The sequence below is a fragment of the Andreesenia angusta genome, from assembly GCF_001855385.1.
GTDB lineage: Bacteria > Bacillota > Clostridia > Tissierellales > Gottschalkiaceae > Andreesenia > Andreesenia angusta.
In genome coordinates, this window is the sequence record NZ_MKIE01000005.1 from 13676 (window position 1) to 30917 (window position 17242).

General features: G+C 44.5%; 16 protein-coding genes. 5 read left to right on the forward strand and 11 right to left on the reverse strand.

What is annotated here, in order from left to right; translation table 11 throughout:
- Nucleotides 1-37 precede the first annotated feature (37 nt).
- The 4 genes from EUAN_RS07065 to EUAN_RS07080 all read right to left on the reverse strand — a co-directional run bounded on the left by EUAN_RS07065 (nucleotide 38) and on the right by EUAN_RS07080 (nucleotide 4665).
- Nucleotides 38-994 (reverse strand): calcium/sodium antiporter, encoded by a 957-nt coding sequence (locus tag EUAN_RS07065; RefSeq protein ID WP_071063161.1) that lies wholly within the window; start codon nucleotides 992-994, stop codon nucleotides 38-40.
- Between the two features lie 77 nt (nucleotides 995-1071).
- The gene (ftsH, locus tag EUAN_RS07070; protein WP_071063163.1) at nucleotides 1072-2895 is read right to left on the reverse strand and encodes an ATP-dependent zinc metalloprotease FtsH; all 1824 of its coding nucleotides are present in this window, start codon (nucleotides 2893-2895) and stop codon (nucleotides 1072-1074) included.
- Nucleotides 2896-2963: 68 nt separating this feature from the next.
- Nucleotides 2964-3995 carry a sensor histidine kinase gene (locus tag EUAN_RS07075; protein WP_071063164.1) on the reverse strand — a complete coding sequence of 344 codons (1032 nt, stop codon included), beginning with the start codon at nucleotides 3993-3995 and terminating at the stop codon, nucleotides 2964-2966.
- Entirely contained in the window at nucleotides 3988-4665 is a 678-nt protein-coding gene (locus tag EUAN_RS07080; protein WP_071063166.1) for a response regulator transcription factor, read from the reverse strand. The genes EUAN_RS07075 and EUAN_RS07080 overlap by 8 nt, the downstream gene beginning before the upstream one ends.
- A gap of 105 nt (nucleotides 4666-4770) precedes the next feature.
- Here EUAN_RS07080 and EUAN_RS07085 point away from each other — a divergent pair, with 105 nt between their 5' ends.
- The 5 genes from EUAN_RS07085 to EUAN_RS07105 all read left to right on the forward strand — a co-directional run bounded on the left by EUAN_RS07085 (nucleotide 4771) and on the right by EUAN_RS07105 (nucleotide 11060).
- Entirely contained in the window at nucleotides 4771-7131 is a 2361-nt protein-coding gene (locus EUAN_RS07085) for an ABC transporter ATP-binding protein/permease (protein WP_245674463.1), read from the forward strand.
- Between the two features lie 21 nt (nucleotides 7132-7152).
- Complete coding sequence (locus EUAN_RS07090) at nucleotides 7153-7635, forward strand: DUF456 domain-containing protein (RefSeq protein WP_071063170.1); 483 nt, start codon at nucleotides 7153-7155, stop codon at nucleotides 7633-7635.
- A 240-nt stretch (nucleotides 7636-7875) separates the two neighbouring features.
- Nucleotides 7876-9300: a uracil-xanthine permease family protein gene (locus EUAN_RS07095; RefSeq protein WP_071063172.1), complete on the forward strand. Its 1425-nt coding sequence runs from the start codon at nucleotides 7876-7878 to the stop codon at nucleotides 9298-9300.
- An 87-nt stretch (nucleotides 9301-9387) separates the two neighbouring features.
- A complete protein-coding gene (locus EUAN_RS07100; protein WP_143000715.1) occupies nucleotides 9388-9696 on the forward strand; it encodes a hypothetical protein in 309 nt (102 codons plus the stop codon).
- Nucleotides 9697-9758: 62 nt separating this feature from the next.
- Complete coding sequence (locus EUAN_RS07105; RefSeq protein ID WP_071063176.1) at nucleotides 9759-11060, forward strand: cyclic 2,3-diphosphoglycerate synthase; 1302 nt, start codon at nucleotides 9759-9761, stop codon at nucleotides 11058-11060.
- 20 nt (nucleotides 11061-11080) lie between these two features.
- Here EUAN_RS07105 and EUAN_RS07110 read toward each other — a convergent pair whose 3' ends face one another.
- From EUAN_RS07110 to EUAN_RS07135, 7 genes are all read right to left on the reverse strand, one after another.
- The gene (locus EUAN_RS07110; protein ID WP_071063423.1) at nucleotides 11081-12589 is read right to left on the reverse strand and encodes a phytoene desaturase family protein; all 1509 of its coding nucleotides are present in this window, start codon (nucleotides 12587-12589) and stop codon (nucleotides 11081-11083) included.
- 123 nt (nucleotides 12590-12712) lie between these two features.
- Nucleotides 12713-12841: a hypothetical protein gene (locus tag EUAN_RS12945; protein ID WP_281182083.1), complete on the reverse strand. Its 129-nt coding sequence runs from the start codon at nucleotides 12839-12841 to the stop codon at nucleotides 12713-12715.
- A gap of 271 nt (nucleotides 12842-13112) precedes the next feature.
- Nucleotides 13113-13802, reverse strand: a complete 690-nt coding sequence (locus EUAN_RS07115) for an ABC transporter ATP-binding protein (protein ID WP_071063178.1) — start codon at nucleotides 13800-13802, stop codon at nucleotides 13113-13115.
- Entirely contained in the window at nucleotides 13795-14955 is a 1161-nt protein-coding gene (locus EUAN_RS07120) for an ABC transporter permease (protein WP_071063180.1), read from the reverse strand. The genes EUAN_RS07115 and EUAN_RS07120 overlap by 8 nt, the downstream gene beginning before the upstream one ends.
- Nucleotides 14952-15614 carry a cobalamin B12-binding domain-containing protein gene (locus tag EUAN_RS07125; protein ID WP_071063182.1) on the reverse strand — a complete coding sequence of 221 codons (663 nt, stop codon included), beginning with the start codon at nucleotides 15612-15614 and terminating at the stop codon, nucleotides 14952-14954. The genes EUAN_RS07120 and EUAN_RS07125 overlap by 4 nt, the downstream gene beginning before the upstream one ends.
- A gap of 52 nt (nucleotides 15615-15666) precedes the next feature.
- Nucleotides 15667-16557: a questin oxidase family protein gene (locus EUAN_RS07130; protein ID WP_071063184.1), complete on the reverse strand. Its 891-nt coding sequence runs from the start codon at nucleotides 16555-16557 to the stop codon at nucleotides 15667-15669.
- 36 nt (nucleotides 16558-16593) lie between these two features.
- Complete coding sequence (locus tag EUAN_RS07135; RefSeq protein WP_211266309.1) at nucleotides 16594-17199, reverse strand: DUF5714 domain-containing protein; 606 nt, start codon at nucleotides 17197-17199, stop codon at nucleotides 16594-16596.
- Between the last annotated feature and the right edge of the window lie 43 nt (nucleotides 17200-17242).

Here is a 17242-nt window from a genome sequence, read left to right on the forward strand (position 1 = left end):
ACTAGAAGTTTCAGCTGTTTTGCTTTTAAGGATTCTCTTAAGAAACTGTGCGGAATACAAGGAATGCCGTGTAGACAACATATCCCAGGACCATTATCCCGCCCTCTGCTCTGCTTAGTCTCTTCCCAGTGTACATAAGAGGTATCAACAGCACCGCCGAAGCTAGCAGTATCCATATGTCCACAAAGTTCTCTCTAGCTATAGTCACAGGGGCTATGGCGCTTGAAATACCTAGTACAAACAGCGCGTTGAATATATTGGACCCTATTATGTTTCCGACTGCAATGTCATTCTCACCTTTTCTCGATGCCACTACAGAAGTTATAAGCTCTGGAAGGGAAGTTCCCACAGCGACCACAGTGAGGCCTATAAGCGTCTCCGAAAGTCCCAGCGACTCCGCTATAGAGATGGCGTGCTTCACAGCTAGATCCGCTCCAAATATGACTGCTCCCAGCCCTCCCAGTGTAAACAGCACGCTCTTGCCTACTCCAAGCAGCTTTATGTCGTCCTCTGGATACTCCTCTTTTCCAAGTATCGATATCTCAATCATTGAATAGAGGTAGATGGCAAAGAAAAGAAGGAGCAAGAACCCTTCAGTCCTCAAAATCACACTGCCGTCTGATCCGTCCAGCAAACTGTCCATAGCCATTACCATCATGGCTACAGTTGTCAGAATTACAAATGGAACTTCCTTGAATATAGTCTTCAGCCTTATGTTTATAGGCGATATGAGAGCTGAAATCCCCAGTATCAGCAGCACATTGACTATATTAGAGCCCACTACATTCCCGAACACTATTCCATTAGATCCCTTCAGTGATCCGCTCACGCTTACTGCAAGCTCAGGTGCGCTTGTTCCAAAAGCCACAAGTGTAAGCCCTATGACCATGCTCGGTATGTTGAATCTCTTGGCTATAGAAGAGGACCCTTCCACAAAGAAGTCCGCTCCCTTTACCAGTATTGCGAAACCAAAAATCAAAAGCACAAAGTTCATAATATTCCTCCACAGTCAGAATTATTCCATTTCTACACATCAATTCTATTGATGGAGTCTCCATAAGTCAAGGCTTATTAGCCTTCAAGTATCCTCATGAACTCTTCTCCTGTTATGGTCTCTTTCTCTATCAAATACCTGGATAGCTCGTTTAGCTTGTCCATATTCTCTTTTAGTATATTTATGGCCTTTTCATGAGCGCTCTTTATTATATCTAGAACTTCTTCGTCCACTCTTGAGGACGTTTCAGATGAGCAGGAAAGCGAGGCATCTCCTCCAAGGTACTGATTTGTAACTGTCTCAAGTCCCATCATATCGAAATTTTTGCTCATTCCAAGCCTTGTGACCATCATCCTGGCCATCTTTGTAGCTTGCTCTATGTCGTTTGAAGCTCCAGATGTGCAAGTCCCAAATACAAGCTCCTCGGCAGCACGCCCTCCTGTATAGGTGGCTATCTTGTTGAAAGCCTCCTCTTTCGTCATAAGCACGCTTTCAGCCTCGGAAATCTGCATAGTGTAGCCGAGAGCCCCTGATGTACGTGGAACTATGGTTATCTTGTGTACAGGAGCTGATTCCGTCTGCTTGGCGGCCACTATGGCATGTCCTATCTCGTGGTAGGCTATCATCTGCTTCTCTTTAGGAGATATGACTGCTCCCTTTCTCTGGTATCCTGCTATTACAATTTCCACCGACTCCTCTAGGTCAGTCTGGATTACATAGTTCCTTCCGAACTTCACAGCCCGAAGCGCCGCCTCATTGACTATATTGGCAAGCTCCGCCCCTGAAGCCCCCGAGGTTGCTCTGGCTATGGCATTGAAGTCTATATTGCTGTCTAGCTTTACTTTCTTGGAGTGCACTTTCAGGATTGCCTCTCTCCCCGAGAGGTCAGGAAGCTCGACTGGGACTCTTCTGTCAAATCTCCCCGGCCTGAGAAGCGCTTTGTCTAGCGACTCAGGCCTGTTTGTAGCCGCGAGTATCACGACTCCTTTTTCTCCACTGAAGCCGTCCATCTCTGTAAGCAGCTGATTCAGAGTCTGCTCTCTTTCGTCGTTTCCTGAAAACCCTCCACTGTCACGCTTCTTTCCTATAGTGTCTATCTCGTCTATAAAGATGATACACGGAGCCTTTTCCTGTGCCTGCTTGAATAGGTCTCTCACTCTGGCGGCCCCCATGCCGACAAACATCTCTACAAACTCAGATCCAGATATAGAGAAAAACGGCACCTTGGCCTCTCCAGCCACAGCCTTGGCCAGAAGAGTCTTTCCTGTTCCAGGAGGCCCTACAAGCAACGCGCCTTTAGGCATTACAGCCCCTATGTCTTTGTACTTTTCTGGATTGTTCAAAAAGTCCACTATCTCCGTAAGCGCTTCCTTAGCCTCATCCTGTCCTGCGACATCTGCGAAAGTCTTTCCTGTTTTAGTCTCGACGTATACTTTGGCGTTGCTGTTACCTATGTTCATCATGCCGCCCATATTTCCGCCCATCTTCTTTCTGACCGACCTCATGAACAGCTGGCCTAGCGCTACAAATATAAGTATCGGGAAAAGCCAGGTCAGTACAAAGTTGGTCAGTGGCGAGTTCTCCTTTGGTATCACTTTTGAAAACTCCACGTCGCTTTCATACAGCCTGTCCACAAGCTCAGGGTCGTCCATTATGCCTGTGACGTATATAGCTTCTTTTCCATCTTCATCTAGTGCACTGTAAGCTATCTGCTTCTCCCCTATCTCTACAGTCTTTACATCTCCCGCCTCAACTTTTGCGAGAAAAGTTCCGTAGTCCACCTGCACTATATTTCTCTGCTCGAATATCGGGAACACAAAAGCATTCAACAGCATTACGACTGCCATAATAATGGCATAGTAGTAGATTATAGGCCTTTTAGGACTCTTGTCTTTATTCAAATTTCTCAGCTCCTATCTATTGGTCTTCTCCTTATTCTAAATCCTCATTGTAAACTGAATGTAAATTTTCACTCGTTTTTAGGAAGTCTGACTATGAATTCACTTCCCTTTCCTATCTGGCTTTTGACGGATATTCGCCCACCGCACAGCTCCACTACACGCTTCACAAGGGAAAGCCCCAGTCCGTTCCCCTCTGACTTTCTAGACGAGTCCCCTTGATAGAACTTTTCAAATATATGAACCCTCGTTTTGTCGTCCATACCAATGCCCTCGTCTTTTATATTCACTTTCACATCCGACATCTCCTCTGCGCATCTTATAGAAATCGAACTGTTGGGCTCGCTGAACTTGATGGCGTTTGAAATTATGTTTGTCCATACATAAGACAACATCTCCTCGTTCCCAAAATACTTCAAAGGATCTAGGTCGAGCTCAAAATCTATATTTTTCTCTTCCCACTGCTGCTGTAACAACAGTATGCAACTCCTTATCTGCTCGTCTAGAAAAAAATCCTCTTTCCCAGTTATTATCTCTTGGTTTTCAAGCTTTGTAAGCAGGAGTATGTTTGAAGACATATTCGTCAACCTCTCGGCTTCACTGACTATTATCTCTGCATATTCCTTTCTCTGTTCATCTGTTAGGTCGCTGTTTTGAAGCTGCTTTGCAAAGCCCCTAATAGAGGCTATTGGCGTCTTGAGTTCGTGGGAGAAGTTGTTTATAAAATCCCGATGGAACATGCCTATGCCCTTTAGCTCTCTTGTCATGTAGTTGAAGCTCTTCACTAGCTCTCCTATTTCATTGTCTTTATCTAGTTCCTCTACCTCTACTTCAAAATTACCCCTTGCCACCTCTCTAGTTGCCTCTATCAGCTCATTTAGAGGCTTAAGCACTTTTCGGCTCAGTGCCAGCGCCAGAGTCGTACCTATGACTATACTGACTCCAAGCGAAACTAAGGATAGCACAGTCGGAGCCATCCTTATGTCTGAAATCAGCTCGTATCTGTAGAGCAGATGTATTATAAGACCTGTAGATGCAGCTGAACAGGCCATGATCAAAAATACAAATACCACAAGCGCTAAATTCAAAGTCCTTCTATTCATGATTTGCCACCGCCTTGTAGCCAAGCCCCCTCACTGTCACTATTTCAAAGTCGTCATTTCCCTTTAGCCTGTCCCTTATTCTGTTTATATGGACGTCTACAGTTCTTCCGTCTGTATCCGTATCTGGGCCCCATATCTCGTCCATAAGCTGGCGTCTGGTGAAAATCTTGCCTCTATAGGAAAGCAGCTTGAAAAGTATCAAAAACTCCTTCTGGGGTAGCTCCTGAGATTCTCCATCCACGCTCACAGTCATGGAGTTGTAGTCAAGCTTTGTACTGCCTATGGTGAGCTGATGATCACTTGTGGCCTTGTACCTCCTTAAAAGAGCAGCTATCCTGAGCAGCATCTCCTCTTCATCTACAGGCTTCACCATATAGTCGTCTGTTCCGCTCAAGAAACCTCTTTTCTTGTCTTCAAGCGACTCTTTGGCTGTGACCATGAGTATAGGGATTTCATATCCATGCTCTCTAAGCGTATAGGTAAGCTCATATCCGTCTATATTCGGCATCATCACATCTAGAACTATCAAGTCTATGTGAAGCCTGTCTAAAAGCTCAAGAGCCTCTGCCCCATCACTTGCCGAAATTGCTCTGTATCCGCTTCTCTCCAACACTGTCTCCATAAGCTTTCTGGTGTTCTTGTCGTCTTCCACAACCATTATTTTGAACAAATTTATCCCCCTCTCAGCTTTCTTCTATTTTCTATAGATATCTACCCAGTTTATATTTAGTTCATATTCCTATTATATATTTTATACACCTCAAAAAGAAAGGAGATGAACGACTTGCTTCAATTAAAAAATATATCTAAAAGCTATACTACAGGGGACTTCACCCAAATCGTCCTCGACAACATCAGCCTCAACTTCAGGCAAAGCGAGTTTGTAGCTATTCTAGGACAGAGCGGCTCGGGCAAGACAACCTGCCTTAATATAGTGGGAGGTCTCGACCACTACGACAGCGGGGACCTTGTTATAAACGAAAAGTCTACAAAGAGTTTCAAAGACTCCGACTGGGATGCCTACAGAAACAACAGTGTCGGCTTTATTTTCCAGAGCTACAACCTCATAAACCACCTCAGCATAATGGACAATGTAGAGCTTGGAATGACGCTCAGCGGAGTATCCTCCGAGGAAAAACACAGAAAAGCATTAGAGGTGCTAGACCGTGTAGGCCTTAAAGACCATATCCATAAAAAGCCCAATCAGCTCTCGGGAGGACAGATGCAGAGAGTTGCCATAGCCCGCGCCCTTGCAAATGACCCAGATATAATACTGGCTGACGAACCCACTGGCGCTCTAGATACACGTACAAGTGAACAGATAATGGAGCTTATAAAGGAAATAGCTGACGACAAGCTTGTTATAATGGTAACTCATAACCCAGAGCTTGCTGAAAAATACGCAGACCGTATAGTCAACTTCCAAGACGGAGTGATAGCAGGAGACAGCAACCCATACGATGCAATCTCCAAAGAGTCTGAGTACAGCCTTAAAAAGACAAGCATGAGCTTCTTTACAGCCCTAAAGCTCTCAGGCCGAAATATAGCCACCAAGAAATGGAGGACACTGCTTACAGCCTTTGCATCCAGTATAGGAATAGTGGGAATTGCGCTGATACTCAGCCTTTCTTCCGGATTCCAGATTCAAATAGATAAATTCCAGGAAGACGCGCTTTCGGAGTTCCCCATAATCATATCTCAAAACGCCATGAAAACAGATCAGGAAAGCCTAAAGGAAATGCGCGGCGAGTTGAGCGGAAAAAAAGAGTTCGAGGACTCTGAGAGGGTATATCCTTACGATCCATCCGAAAACGAATTGATCCATAAGAACAATATCACAGACGAATACCTTGAATATATAAACAAAATGGACCCCGATGTACTAAACAGCATAGGATATACAAGGCTGACTGGAATGAATCTTCTCAGGAAAGACGGTGAAAAGACTTTTCCTGTATCGCTCTCTATGGGAACCAATACAGCTGGCAACTCCTCTCAGCAGATGGGAGATATGTCGAGCATGAGCAGTGCCGGGCTCTCTTCCTATCCAGAGACTTTAGACGAGAGCTCGCAGTCATACCTTGAAAAAAACTATGATATACTGAGTGGAGTGTATCCAGCTGACGAAACAGACTTGGTGCTGGTTGTGGACAATAAAAATCGAGTAGGAGAATCTGCTTTAGAAAGTTTAGGTTTTGATACTTCGAAAGATTCCTTAAACTTCGAGGATATAGTAGGAACTAAGTTCAAACTTGTTTCAAACAACGACTACTATCAGAGAACTCCTCTTGGAAACTTCATCCCTAAAACAGACTATGAGAGCATGTATGACTCCCCTGACAGTGTAGAGCTTGAAGTCTCAGGGATTGTACGCCTTAAAGAGGATGTGGATATAGGTACGCTTGGAACAGGACTCGCCTACAGCGATTCGCTTGTGCAGCGGGTTATAGACAATTCCAATGACTCTGAGATAGTCTTGGCTCAGCGTAGCTCTGACAAAAATGTCATCACTATGGAAAACATAGATGAGGATACGAAAAAAAGCCTTATCTCTTATCTTGGTGGCGACTCTACTCCGTTTGTAGTCTATCTTTATCCGTCAGACTTTGAGTCCAAGGACGAGATAATCTCCTACCTCGACAGCTATAATGAAGGCAGACCCGACAAAGACATGGTGCTCTACTCAGACCTTGCAAGCTCTATAACCGAGATGACAGGCGGAATAATGGATGCAATAACGCTTGTGCTTGTAGCCTTCGCAGCGATATCGCTGGTGGTTTCGCTTATAATGATAGGCATAATCACCTATATATCTGTCCTGGAGAGAACAAAAGAGATAGGCGTACTGCGTGCTCTTGGCGCTAGAAAAAAAGACATAACGCGAGTCTTCAACGCAGAGACCTTTATAATAGGGACTTGTTCAGGCCTGCTTGGAATAAGCATTGCATACCTTCTCACTCTGCCTATAAACATATTCATAGAGAATATGGCAGATTTAGAAAGTGTAGCTAGACTCAATCCACTTCACGCTATTCTACTCGTTGCAATAAGTGTTATACTGACTCTGATCGGCGGAGCCATCCCGGCAAAAATAGCTGCTAAAAAAGACCCCGTCGAGGCTCTAAGGTCCGAATAATTCGTATAGGAGGTTTTTAACTTGAATGCAACAGCTCTCTTAATTGCTATAGTCTTTTTTGTGATCGGATTCATTGGGACAGTGCTCCCAATGCTTCCTGGTCCTATTCTTGTATACGGTGGCATGGTGCTATATGGCTTTATGACAGACTTCCAGTCACTAGACGTTCTCTTCTTTGTGGTCCAAGGTGTCGTTCTGCTCTTGATATTTGCAAGCGACTATGTTTCCTCTGCAGCCGGTGCAAGGTTTTTCGGCGGAAGTCCAAAATCTTCGGTAGGGGCTGTGCTGGGAACTCTAGTTGCAGTTCTATTTCTAGGTCCCTTGGGAATAATAATCGGACCGCTTGCAGGAGCTTCAATTGTGCACTTTCTACAAACAGGTGATTTTAAAGGTGCTTTGAGAGCAGGATTTGGAACTTTTTTAGGCACCCTGGGAGGCACTATTTTCAAGCTTTTTGCAGAAATCGTCATGGTGATTTATTTCTTTGTTACAATACTTCTTTAGCTCAATCTTATTGCAAGATTTGTTTATTAATGATATGTTGTTTTGTGTATATGTGCTTTAACTTATTTTGCTTTCCCACTTCTCCTGTAGTTTCTAATGCAATTTTCATTAGATTTGTTTCCTAGTCATACGTTCAAACCGTTTTTTGATAAGCTTTAAAAAACAGGCCATATACTGTTATAGTGGCTTGTTCGCTTGCGGAAAACGTTTATTATATATCAATATTAAAGGAGGGTTTTTTTGAGTACAAATTTAGAAACAAAGTCAAAATCAGCATTTGAATTCTATGGCAAGCCTGAATTCAGCACTGCGCTGCCACTAGCTATTCAGCATATCCTGGCCATGATAATAGGAAATATAACTCCTGCTCTAATAGTTGCTGGAGTTGCAAACGGTCTTGCAGCTGAAAGAGGTGTGGAATCTCTTGGAGGAGATCCTACAGTCCTAGTTCAGAGCGCACTTTTCATAGCAGGTATAGCAACACTTGTTCAGCTTTTTCCCATAACGATAATAGGGTCTAGACTCCCTGTAATAATGGGTGTCAGCTTTGGATATATTCCAACGCTTACTGCGGTAGGCGCGCAATACGGTCTTCCTGGGATTCTTGGAGCTCAGGTTGTTTCAGCCGTGGTTGGTATTGTGGTAGGTCTTTTCATAAAGAGACTTAGAAAATACTTCCCACCTATAGTCGCTGGAACTGTTGTTCTCAGCATAGGGCTTTCGCTCTACTCTACAGCTGTAAGCTATATAGGAGGAGGCGCTGCTCTGAAAGGCACTCCTGAGTTTGGATCTCCTAAATACCTTGTAGTTGGAGGCCTTACATTAGTTACGGTCCTACTTATAGGTCAGTTCGGAAAAGGTATGCTAAAGCTCTCTTCTATCCTTGTCGGAATAGCGGTAGGATATATTGCAGCCCTAGCATTCGGAATGGTTGACTTCGCGGCTATAGGCCAAAAAGGATGGTTCGCCCTTCCTGCTGTGGGACAGTTCAAGATGGAGTTCCACATCCCGGCTATAATTTCTATGTCTATAATCTTTATCGTCAACTCTGTTCAGGCAGTAGGTGATTTTTCAGCCACTACTATGGGTGGATTTAACCGTGAAGTTACAGATGAAGAGCTTCAAGGTGGAATAGTTGGTTGTAACGTAAGTTCTATGGTCGGAGCTTTCTTTGGAGGACTTCCTATAGCTACTTATAGCCAGAATGTCGGAATGGTCTGTACAACTAAGGTAGTAAGCAGATTTGTTTTTGCAATGGCTGGAATCATAGTTCTTATAGCAGGATTCGTGCCTAAGTTCGGTGCACTTATGACTACAATACCTCAAGCTGTTATAGGTGGTGCTACTATAGGGGTTTTCGCCAGCATAACTATGTCTGGAATAAAGCTTGTTATACAAGAGGAGCTTTCCTACAGAAATACAACTATAGTCGGACTTGCACTGGCTTTGGGAATGGGTATAACTTCTACTCCTGAGATACTTGCAAGCTACCCTGACTGGGTTGGCATGATATTTGGAAGCTCTCCTGTAGTAATAGCTACTTTGGTGGCTTTCACTCTCAACATAATCATACCTCAGAAATCACTTGCTGAAGAGCAGCGTGAAAGAGATGAAATGGAAGCTGAGAAAAACTCTGCGCAGTTGAAGGAAAGTCTTAGCTCGTAGATTTTAAAACTAAAATCATCTTCACTTTTGTTTAGAGGCTTTTCCGAGGGGTATACTATGAGAAACATAGTTCAGGGAGGGATTGTCATGAGTAATTTGAAATTTGAATTCGGAGACGATGTCAAGGAGTACCTAAAATACGAGGTGAGCGATACGCTTACAATAATTCGAGAGCCTCAGCAGAGCGAGTATGCTGTACAGTGTGAGTTTATCACAAGCACTACTCCTCCAAAAGAAGGTGATGGGGACTTCGAAAAGTTTGTTCAAGACGGTATAACTTTCCATGTTTCTAAGAAAAACATAGACCTTTCGGAAGTAAGCGCCATAAAGCTTAAAGTAAGTGAATACGAAAGCGACCTTGCAGGAAGAAACATCGATGTAGAGCTCGTAAAGTAGGTTTTGGCCTGTAAACTTCGGTTTGCGGGCCTTTTAATTTTACATAGAAAGGCGGTTTTGACATGGACAACATTATAATAATGGGAGCGGCAGGTAGGGATTTCCACAATTTCAACACCTATTTCAGGGATAACCCAGACTACAGAGTTGTCGCTTTTACAGCGAACCAGATACCGGGAATAGAAAACAGGACTTATCCCTCTTCTCTATGTGGCAAAATGTACCCAGAGGGTATACCTATACTGCATGAATGCAATTTGTCTGAGATTATAGAGCAATACAATGTAGACCAGGTGGTGTTTTCATACAGCGACATCTCGCACGAGGATGTAATGCACAAGGCTTCTCTAGTTCTCTCTTGCGGAGCGGATTTCAGGCTTCTTGGCCCTGAAAACACCATGATAGCGTCCTCGCTTCCTGTGATTGCGGTTACAGGAGTGCGCACAGGCACTGGAAAAAGCCAGACTTCCAAGTACATATGCCAGATGCTTATCGCCTTAGGCAAGAAAGTCTCGGTGATAAGGCACCCTATGCCCTATGGGGACCTTGAAAAGCAAGCTGTTCAAAAATTTTCAACCTACAAAGACCTCCGTATTCACAACTGCACCATAGAGGAGCGGGAGGAGTACGAGCCCTATATAGAGCTTGGAATGAGCGTATACGCCGGAATCGACTACGAAAAGATACTTCGTAAAGCAGAGCTTGAATCTGATGTGATTGTATGGGACGGAGGAAACAACGACCTCCCCTTCTACTTTCCAGACCTCCACATAGTTGTAGCCGATCCGCATAGACCAGGCGACGAGCAGAAGTTCCATCCAGGCGAAGCCAATCTGAGGATGGCTGATGCGGTCATCATAAACAAGGTGGATTCGGCAGCTGACGGCGATGTGGAAGCTGTAAGAGCCTCTGTCCTGTCCTTAAACCCCGATGTAGAGTTAGTGCTTGCCAACTCAATCATCTCAGTTGAAGACGGAGAAGTGCTTAGAGAGAAAAGTGTACTTGTAGTCGAAGACGGCCCCACCCTTACACACGGAAATATGCCCTACGGTGCAGGATTTCTTGCCGCAAAGATGTATGGAGGAGTTCCTGTAGACCCCAGAGTCTATGCCACTGGAAGCATAGCTGACACTTTCCAGAAGTGGAGCCATTTAGAGAGCGTGCTTCCAGCCATGGGGTACAGCGAAGGCCAGATAAATGATTTGGAAAAGACTATAAACAACACCCCTGCCGATTTAGTGCTTATAGGTACACCTATAGACCTCGCCAGGTTTATAGATATAAAAAAGCCTACTTTAAGAGCTAGGTATGTACTGCAAGAGGTCCAACCTCTGCTTGAAGACATAGTAAAGAGAGTCCTGTAGTTAAATACAGGGCTCTCTTTCTAGTTGAAATCGTCTTCAGGATTGTCTCGCCTAAGCTCCTCTGCGCATATCTTTCCGCTCTCCAACACTATCGGAACGCCGGCTCCTGGATGTACGCTCGACCCTGCAAAGTACAGATTCTCGCAGCTCTTGCATTTAGCCTGTGGCCTCCAGTGGTTGCTCTGGCGAAGTGTCGGCTGAAGCCCGAAGGTCGCTCCGTTGTATGCGTTGAACTTGCTCTCAAAATCCTTTGGAGTCATCATTGTCTCTGTCACTATTTCATTTCTGACGTTTTCACAACCTGGAAGCTTCTCTATCTTCTGAAGAGCCTTCTCTCTGTACTTGGCTATGATTTCATCGTTGTACTCGTACTTTGCTGTTGAAAGCTCTGAAGTCGGCATCAGTACGTAGAACGCATCCTTGCCCTCTGGGGCCATCTCCTCGTCTCCCCTAGAAGGTATGCTCAGGTATATTGAGGCGTCCTCTATATACTCTCCACTGAATATCTGGGTGAGGTTCTTATCCAAATCCTCTGAGACTACAAAAGTATGTGTCTCCACACCCTCGTACTTCTTGTCCATTCCCCAGTAGAATATAAGGCATGAGCAGGAGTAGTCCATGCTGTCCAACTTGCGGTCTGTGTACTTGCCCTTGCTCTTCTCATCTTTCACCAAGTTCTTCATAGTGTAAGGGAAATCGGCATTTGAAACCACATAGTCCGATTCAAATATCTCGCCATCTACCTTAACTCCCTTTGCCTTGCCGCCTTCTATAAATATCTCCTCTACCTCTGAGCTGTATCGAATCGTTCCACCCAGCTCTTCAAGCAGCTTCGCCATGCCCTGAGCCATGCTGTGCATACCGCCTTTTAGAAACCATACGCCGTACATAATCTCTATCATCGGGATTATATTGTAGAGCGAAGGCCCGTTTTGAGGGGATACCCCTATGTATAGAGTCTGGAAAGCCAGCATCTGCTGTATATCCTTGTCCGGTATATACTTCGCCATCATATTGTTGGCGCTGTCGAAGGTCTTTAGCTTCATGGCCTGTCTTATCATAAAGGGATTGTATATATCTTTCCAGCTCCTGAAAGGCCTTGTGATAAAATGCTTTTCAGCTACTAGATATCTCTTGTAGATCTCGGCAAGGTACTGCTGAAAACCCAGCATAGTCTCCGGTCCCTTCTCTTTCATCATCTCCCCCAGCTTCACAAGGTCCGAGCTCACATCGTACCTTGGATACTCTGGCCTGTTGAAGTAGACAGAGTACATCGGCTCTAGCCTCTTCATCTTTATGTAGTCCTCTGGATCTCTTCCAGCGTCTCTGTATACATCTTCATATATCTTAGGCATCATTACAAGGGTAGGTCCCACGTCGAAAGTGTATCCATCCTGCTTTATCTGATTCATCTTCCCCCCCGGGATTCCGTTTTTTTCAAACAGCTCTACCTTATAGCCTTTCGATTGAAGCCTAACGGCTGTGGCAAGCCCGGCTACTCCAGCTCCTATAACTATTACTTTCTTCATTCCCATCATTCCTCGTTTCTAATTTCGTCTATACCCTAATTCTACCCTTTTTTCTCTGAATCAAAGCAAAATAAAACAGAGAAACTCTTTGAATGGCTTCTCTGCTCTTTCGCTCTATTTGCTTTATTGTGAAAGTTGATATTTGTATACAAGGTCCATTCCGCCTGGTCTCTCTGCCATCATGTACTTCATTATATTCACTCTTACAGGCTGGTTTCTAAGGTTAAACTCCAGCTGTTTTACAGATTCCATATAACTTTTCACAATGTCTCTATCATCCATTGATATTTCTTCTTGCACATCACACGGAAGTGCTATTATAGCGTAAGGGTTTCAACTGGTGCAAGCCTGTGCTATCCTATTCTCCAATGACCTAGTTATGCTTTCTATAAGCTCTTGTTCTATATTTCCACTTTTTCCGAACAAATCAATCACCTCTATGTTTTATTATATTTATATATTGCGATATAACGTTATATAGGTCAAGCTTTTTCTAAAAATAATAAAGAGGCCTTTCGGCCCCCTATATTTTCGAAAAATCACTGTGTATCTTTCCGTCTTTTATCTCTATTATCCTGTCCGTCTTTTCGGCTATTCTCCTGTCATGCGTTATGACCAGGAAAGTCGTGTCAAAGTCTTTGTTCACCTTACGGAGCAGCTCGTAGACCGTTTCGCTTGTGTCGGAGTCTAGGTTTCCTGTCGGCTCGTCTGCAAGCACTATCTTGGGGCTGTTTATAAGCGACCTGGCTATCGCAGTTCTCTGCTGCTGCCCTCCCGACATGCTTCCAGCCATGTTGTTCTTTACGTTTGAAAGCCCTACTATGTCCATAAGCTCGTTGGCCCTCGCCTCAAGCTTCTTGTCTACTCTGCCACTCTTTATATAGTGTGGCATAAGCACATTTTCTATGGCTGTAAACTCCGGAAGCAAATAGTGGAACTGAAATATAAAGCCTATAGTGCTGTTTCTAAGCTCAGCCAGCTCGTTGTTGCTGAGATCAGATACGGCCTTACCCTCTATATATACCTCCCCTGAAGTAGCTCTGTCCAGTGTTCCAAGTATATTTAGAAGCGTACTCTTCCCGCTTCCCGACTGCCCTATTATCCCATTGAAAGTACCTTGCTTTACGCTGAGGTCTATGTCATACAGAACCTGAGTCTTTATCTCCTCGCCGTATATCTTGCTGACCTTTTCTAATTTAACTATGCTATCCATTCCTGATCACCTCTATTGGGGAAAGATTTTTCGACTTTATAGCCGGTATAACCGACGCAATTGTAGCGGACACCACGGCCACAAGCCCCGACACAGCTATAAATAGAGGATCTATATATATAGGCACCACAGGAGTCCCATCTGCATTCAAGGCAAACTTGGTGAACACGAAGAGAAGCCCTATTCCAAATACTATGCCTAGAATCCCTCCGAATATGCCCAGTATAAAGCCCTGCATCAAGAAAACCAGGCTTGCAGTGCTGTCTTTTATGCCCATGGCCTTCAGTATTCCTATCTGTCTGGACTTCTGCATCACAGTTATGGCCAGTACGCTTGATATCCCAAGCACAACCGAGATTATTACAAACACCTGTATCATAAGGCTTGAAGTGCTCTGACCCGAAAGCCCGCTGAGCAGCTGCTCATTCGAGGCTTTCCAGTCCCTGTACCTCAGGTCGTCTCTCGCTATTTCGGACTCAAGCTCAAGCGCTATTGCGTCGGCGCTGAAAGGCTCCTCTACTTGCATCTCTATGGAGCTCACTTCATCTTCTTTAAACCCGAATATCTCTTTGGCCTTCTCTATGTCTCCAACCACCCATGATTCATTCAGAGCCGCCACTTTAAGGTCTATAAAACCAGATACTTTCAGCTCTGTAGACTCAGCTTCCGGCGCTGTCACCTTCACGGTATCGCCTATCTCTATTCCGTTTTCCTCTGCTATGGCAAGTCCTAGAAGCACTTCGTCACCGCTTGGCATCTTGCTTCCCTCTGTAAGTGAATCTTCAAAAGCGTAAATGCCCTCGGCCCTTTCAAAGTCGAACCCTCTGAAAAGCACCTGTATAAACTCGTCACTAAAGGAGATAAAGGCTCCGCTACTTATGTTCGGTGAGACCTCTGTTATTCTGCTTTCCTCCTTCAGCACCTCCTCGATATCTCCGTAGCTTTCCACAGACTCACTCTTCTCTCTGTTGGATATAGTGATATGAGAGGCATTTCCTATAGTGCTGTCTAGAAGATCTATCTGAAGTCCCTCTATAAGTGAGCCAATGAATATAAGCACAGCTATCCCTATGCCTATCCCTAGCGATATAAGAGCAGTCTGTCCCTTACTCTTTGCTAAAAATCTAGTCGCTATCTTGAATGCCAGATTCATAGAATCGCCTCCTTTATCTTCGCCAAGTCGCTGTAGGAATTGGCGAAGTAGTCTGGCTTCACATGCTCTTTAGCTCCCTCTGTATTGGCGACAGCGTATCCTCCCACCACAACAGTGAGCTTATCCGACTTTCCGCCAAAGACAAGCTCTTTTAGAGCATCTATTACCTCCTGCACCTTGACCAAGTTGTAGAAATTACTTACACTTATGCACACCAGTGCTGGCTTCAATTCTATCACAGCGTCTACAGCCTCTTCAGCAGGCGTATTTGCCCCTATGAAGTACGAGTCGAACCCTAGTAGCGTCAGAAAGTCTGTAGTCATCCTGGCTCCCAATTCGTGGTATTCCTCCTCGATGCAGAAAATCATAGCCCTTGGACTGCCACTGTGGACTGTGTCTTTTTTGACTATATATGGATATGAAAGCTCTATGGCCATCCTTACAGTACCGCTTCTCATATGCTCGTCCCATATCCTTATCTTCTGCTCTTCATTGTTTCCAGATATAGACGAAAGCGAGGGAGCCAGCACACCTTCGTAGAGCTCCACTACGCTCAGTGCTCCACTCTCTAAACTTTCTAAAACCAGCTTAGCGCAACCAGTCTTATCTCTTGAAAGCATCTTCTTTTGAAACTCTTCTCTTATTTTCGAAACGCTCAAAAAATCATCTCCTCTCTATGCTGTAATTGACTTATACCCCGCAAAAACTCTATTAGATTTCAATCCTCTTTAAAGCTGCATACTTCAGCTCTTCTAGTCCATACATTTTGTAAAGTTCATATGATGAGTAAGCCAGCTTTACTGCATGGACATCAGAAGCTTTAGAGCCTTTGCAGATTATCTCGTCCCAGGTTTTAGACGATATTTCCATGTCGCTTACTCCGTCCTCAAGTCCGCCGTCAGCCTTGAGGTATGAAGCTATGCAAGCTGTCATTATGTCCACAGCTTTGGAAAAGTCCCTATAGTAGCTCTTCAGCACTGTAAGTGCGTGTATCCCCGTTATGCAGTGTAATGCCACTATGCTCCCCGTGCTTATGTAGTTGGATGTCGCAATCTTCAGCAAAGACTTTATTTTTTCTTCCTGGCTGCTTTCCGCTGCAAGTCCAAGCTCCAAATAGTCTGAGTCCTGTGTATTCCCTGTGAATACATCAGCCTTCTTGTATGCCGTTATATAGTAGGCCAGCGATCTTCGAATCTCTCTAATCATCTCCCTGTCCATCTCATACCCTTCCACCGAGTATGCCAACCTTATAAGTACATGGAAAAGCCCTGAGGACATCCCCGTATCATATCTATTCAGGATATCCTTGATAAATTCATCCTTTTTACAGTCATCTACTCTACTTTCAAACAGTTCCAAGCAGGACTCGTACAGCTCTCTTTTTCCCACGCATTCCTCTAAAGTGTCTACCTTGTGATACTCCGGCTTGACCCTGTCTATTCTGTACATAGATAAGAACAGCTCCGAGTAGTCCTCGACCTTTTTCAAATCTCCAGTCATCTTATAGATTGCAAGCTGTCCCATGGGCAAATGGTTCACAAAGCCGCCCATATAGGGGGAATATTTTTCTCCGTATTCATTTACGATGTTTCCTATCGACATGACAACCACCTCTCTATATAGTGATGTTTAAGCGTACTATGTTAGCTTGGGATAGTACTTGCACCTTTCTTTTCTGCAGCCATGAGGATGCCTTTCGCTATCGCTGCAAGCAATCTCGCATTCGCAAGGAAGTTCGATTTTTAAATATTCTTTCGCCAAAATGCAGCTTTCCGACAGTGCTGTATACACGAAGTTTTTACAGCAGCATGGCCCTGCCTCGTTGGCAATTGCCTCTATTATTTTAGATACGACTTTCATCGTGGTGGCTGTTTCTCTGTCTTTAGGACAAGCCGCCCCCAAAATAACGCTGAACGAAGCCCCTATAGCAGGCGCTATCCCGCATACACCTGTAAGCCCGCAGTATGCTCCAATAGCTTGTCTTCTAGTCCTGTTTAAGGCCTCTCTTATCTGCTCGTCGCTTACGCTTATCGTTCCATTGTTCTTTATCGCAACAAGAAACGATCCTGCAGCAATCCAGGCATGCTCACACCCCAACATGGGAACATGCGACTCAGCTACAATCTTTTCAGCTATGATCAATGGATTTTCGCCTTTTGAAGAAAATATCAATTCCAGTACAGTTTTGAAGTCGTTTTCTCCGTGACAACTGTCGCAGACATAATGCCCTTTTTCGCAGTACACATATCCTGTTTCTATTTTCCCGCACTCTACACACTCAAATTCC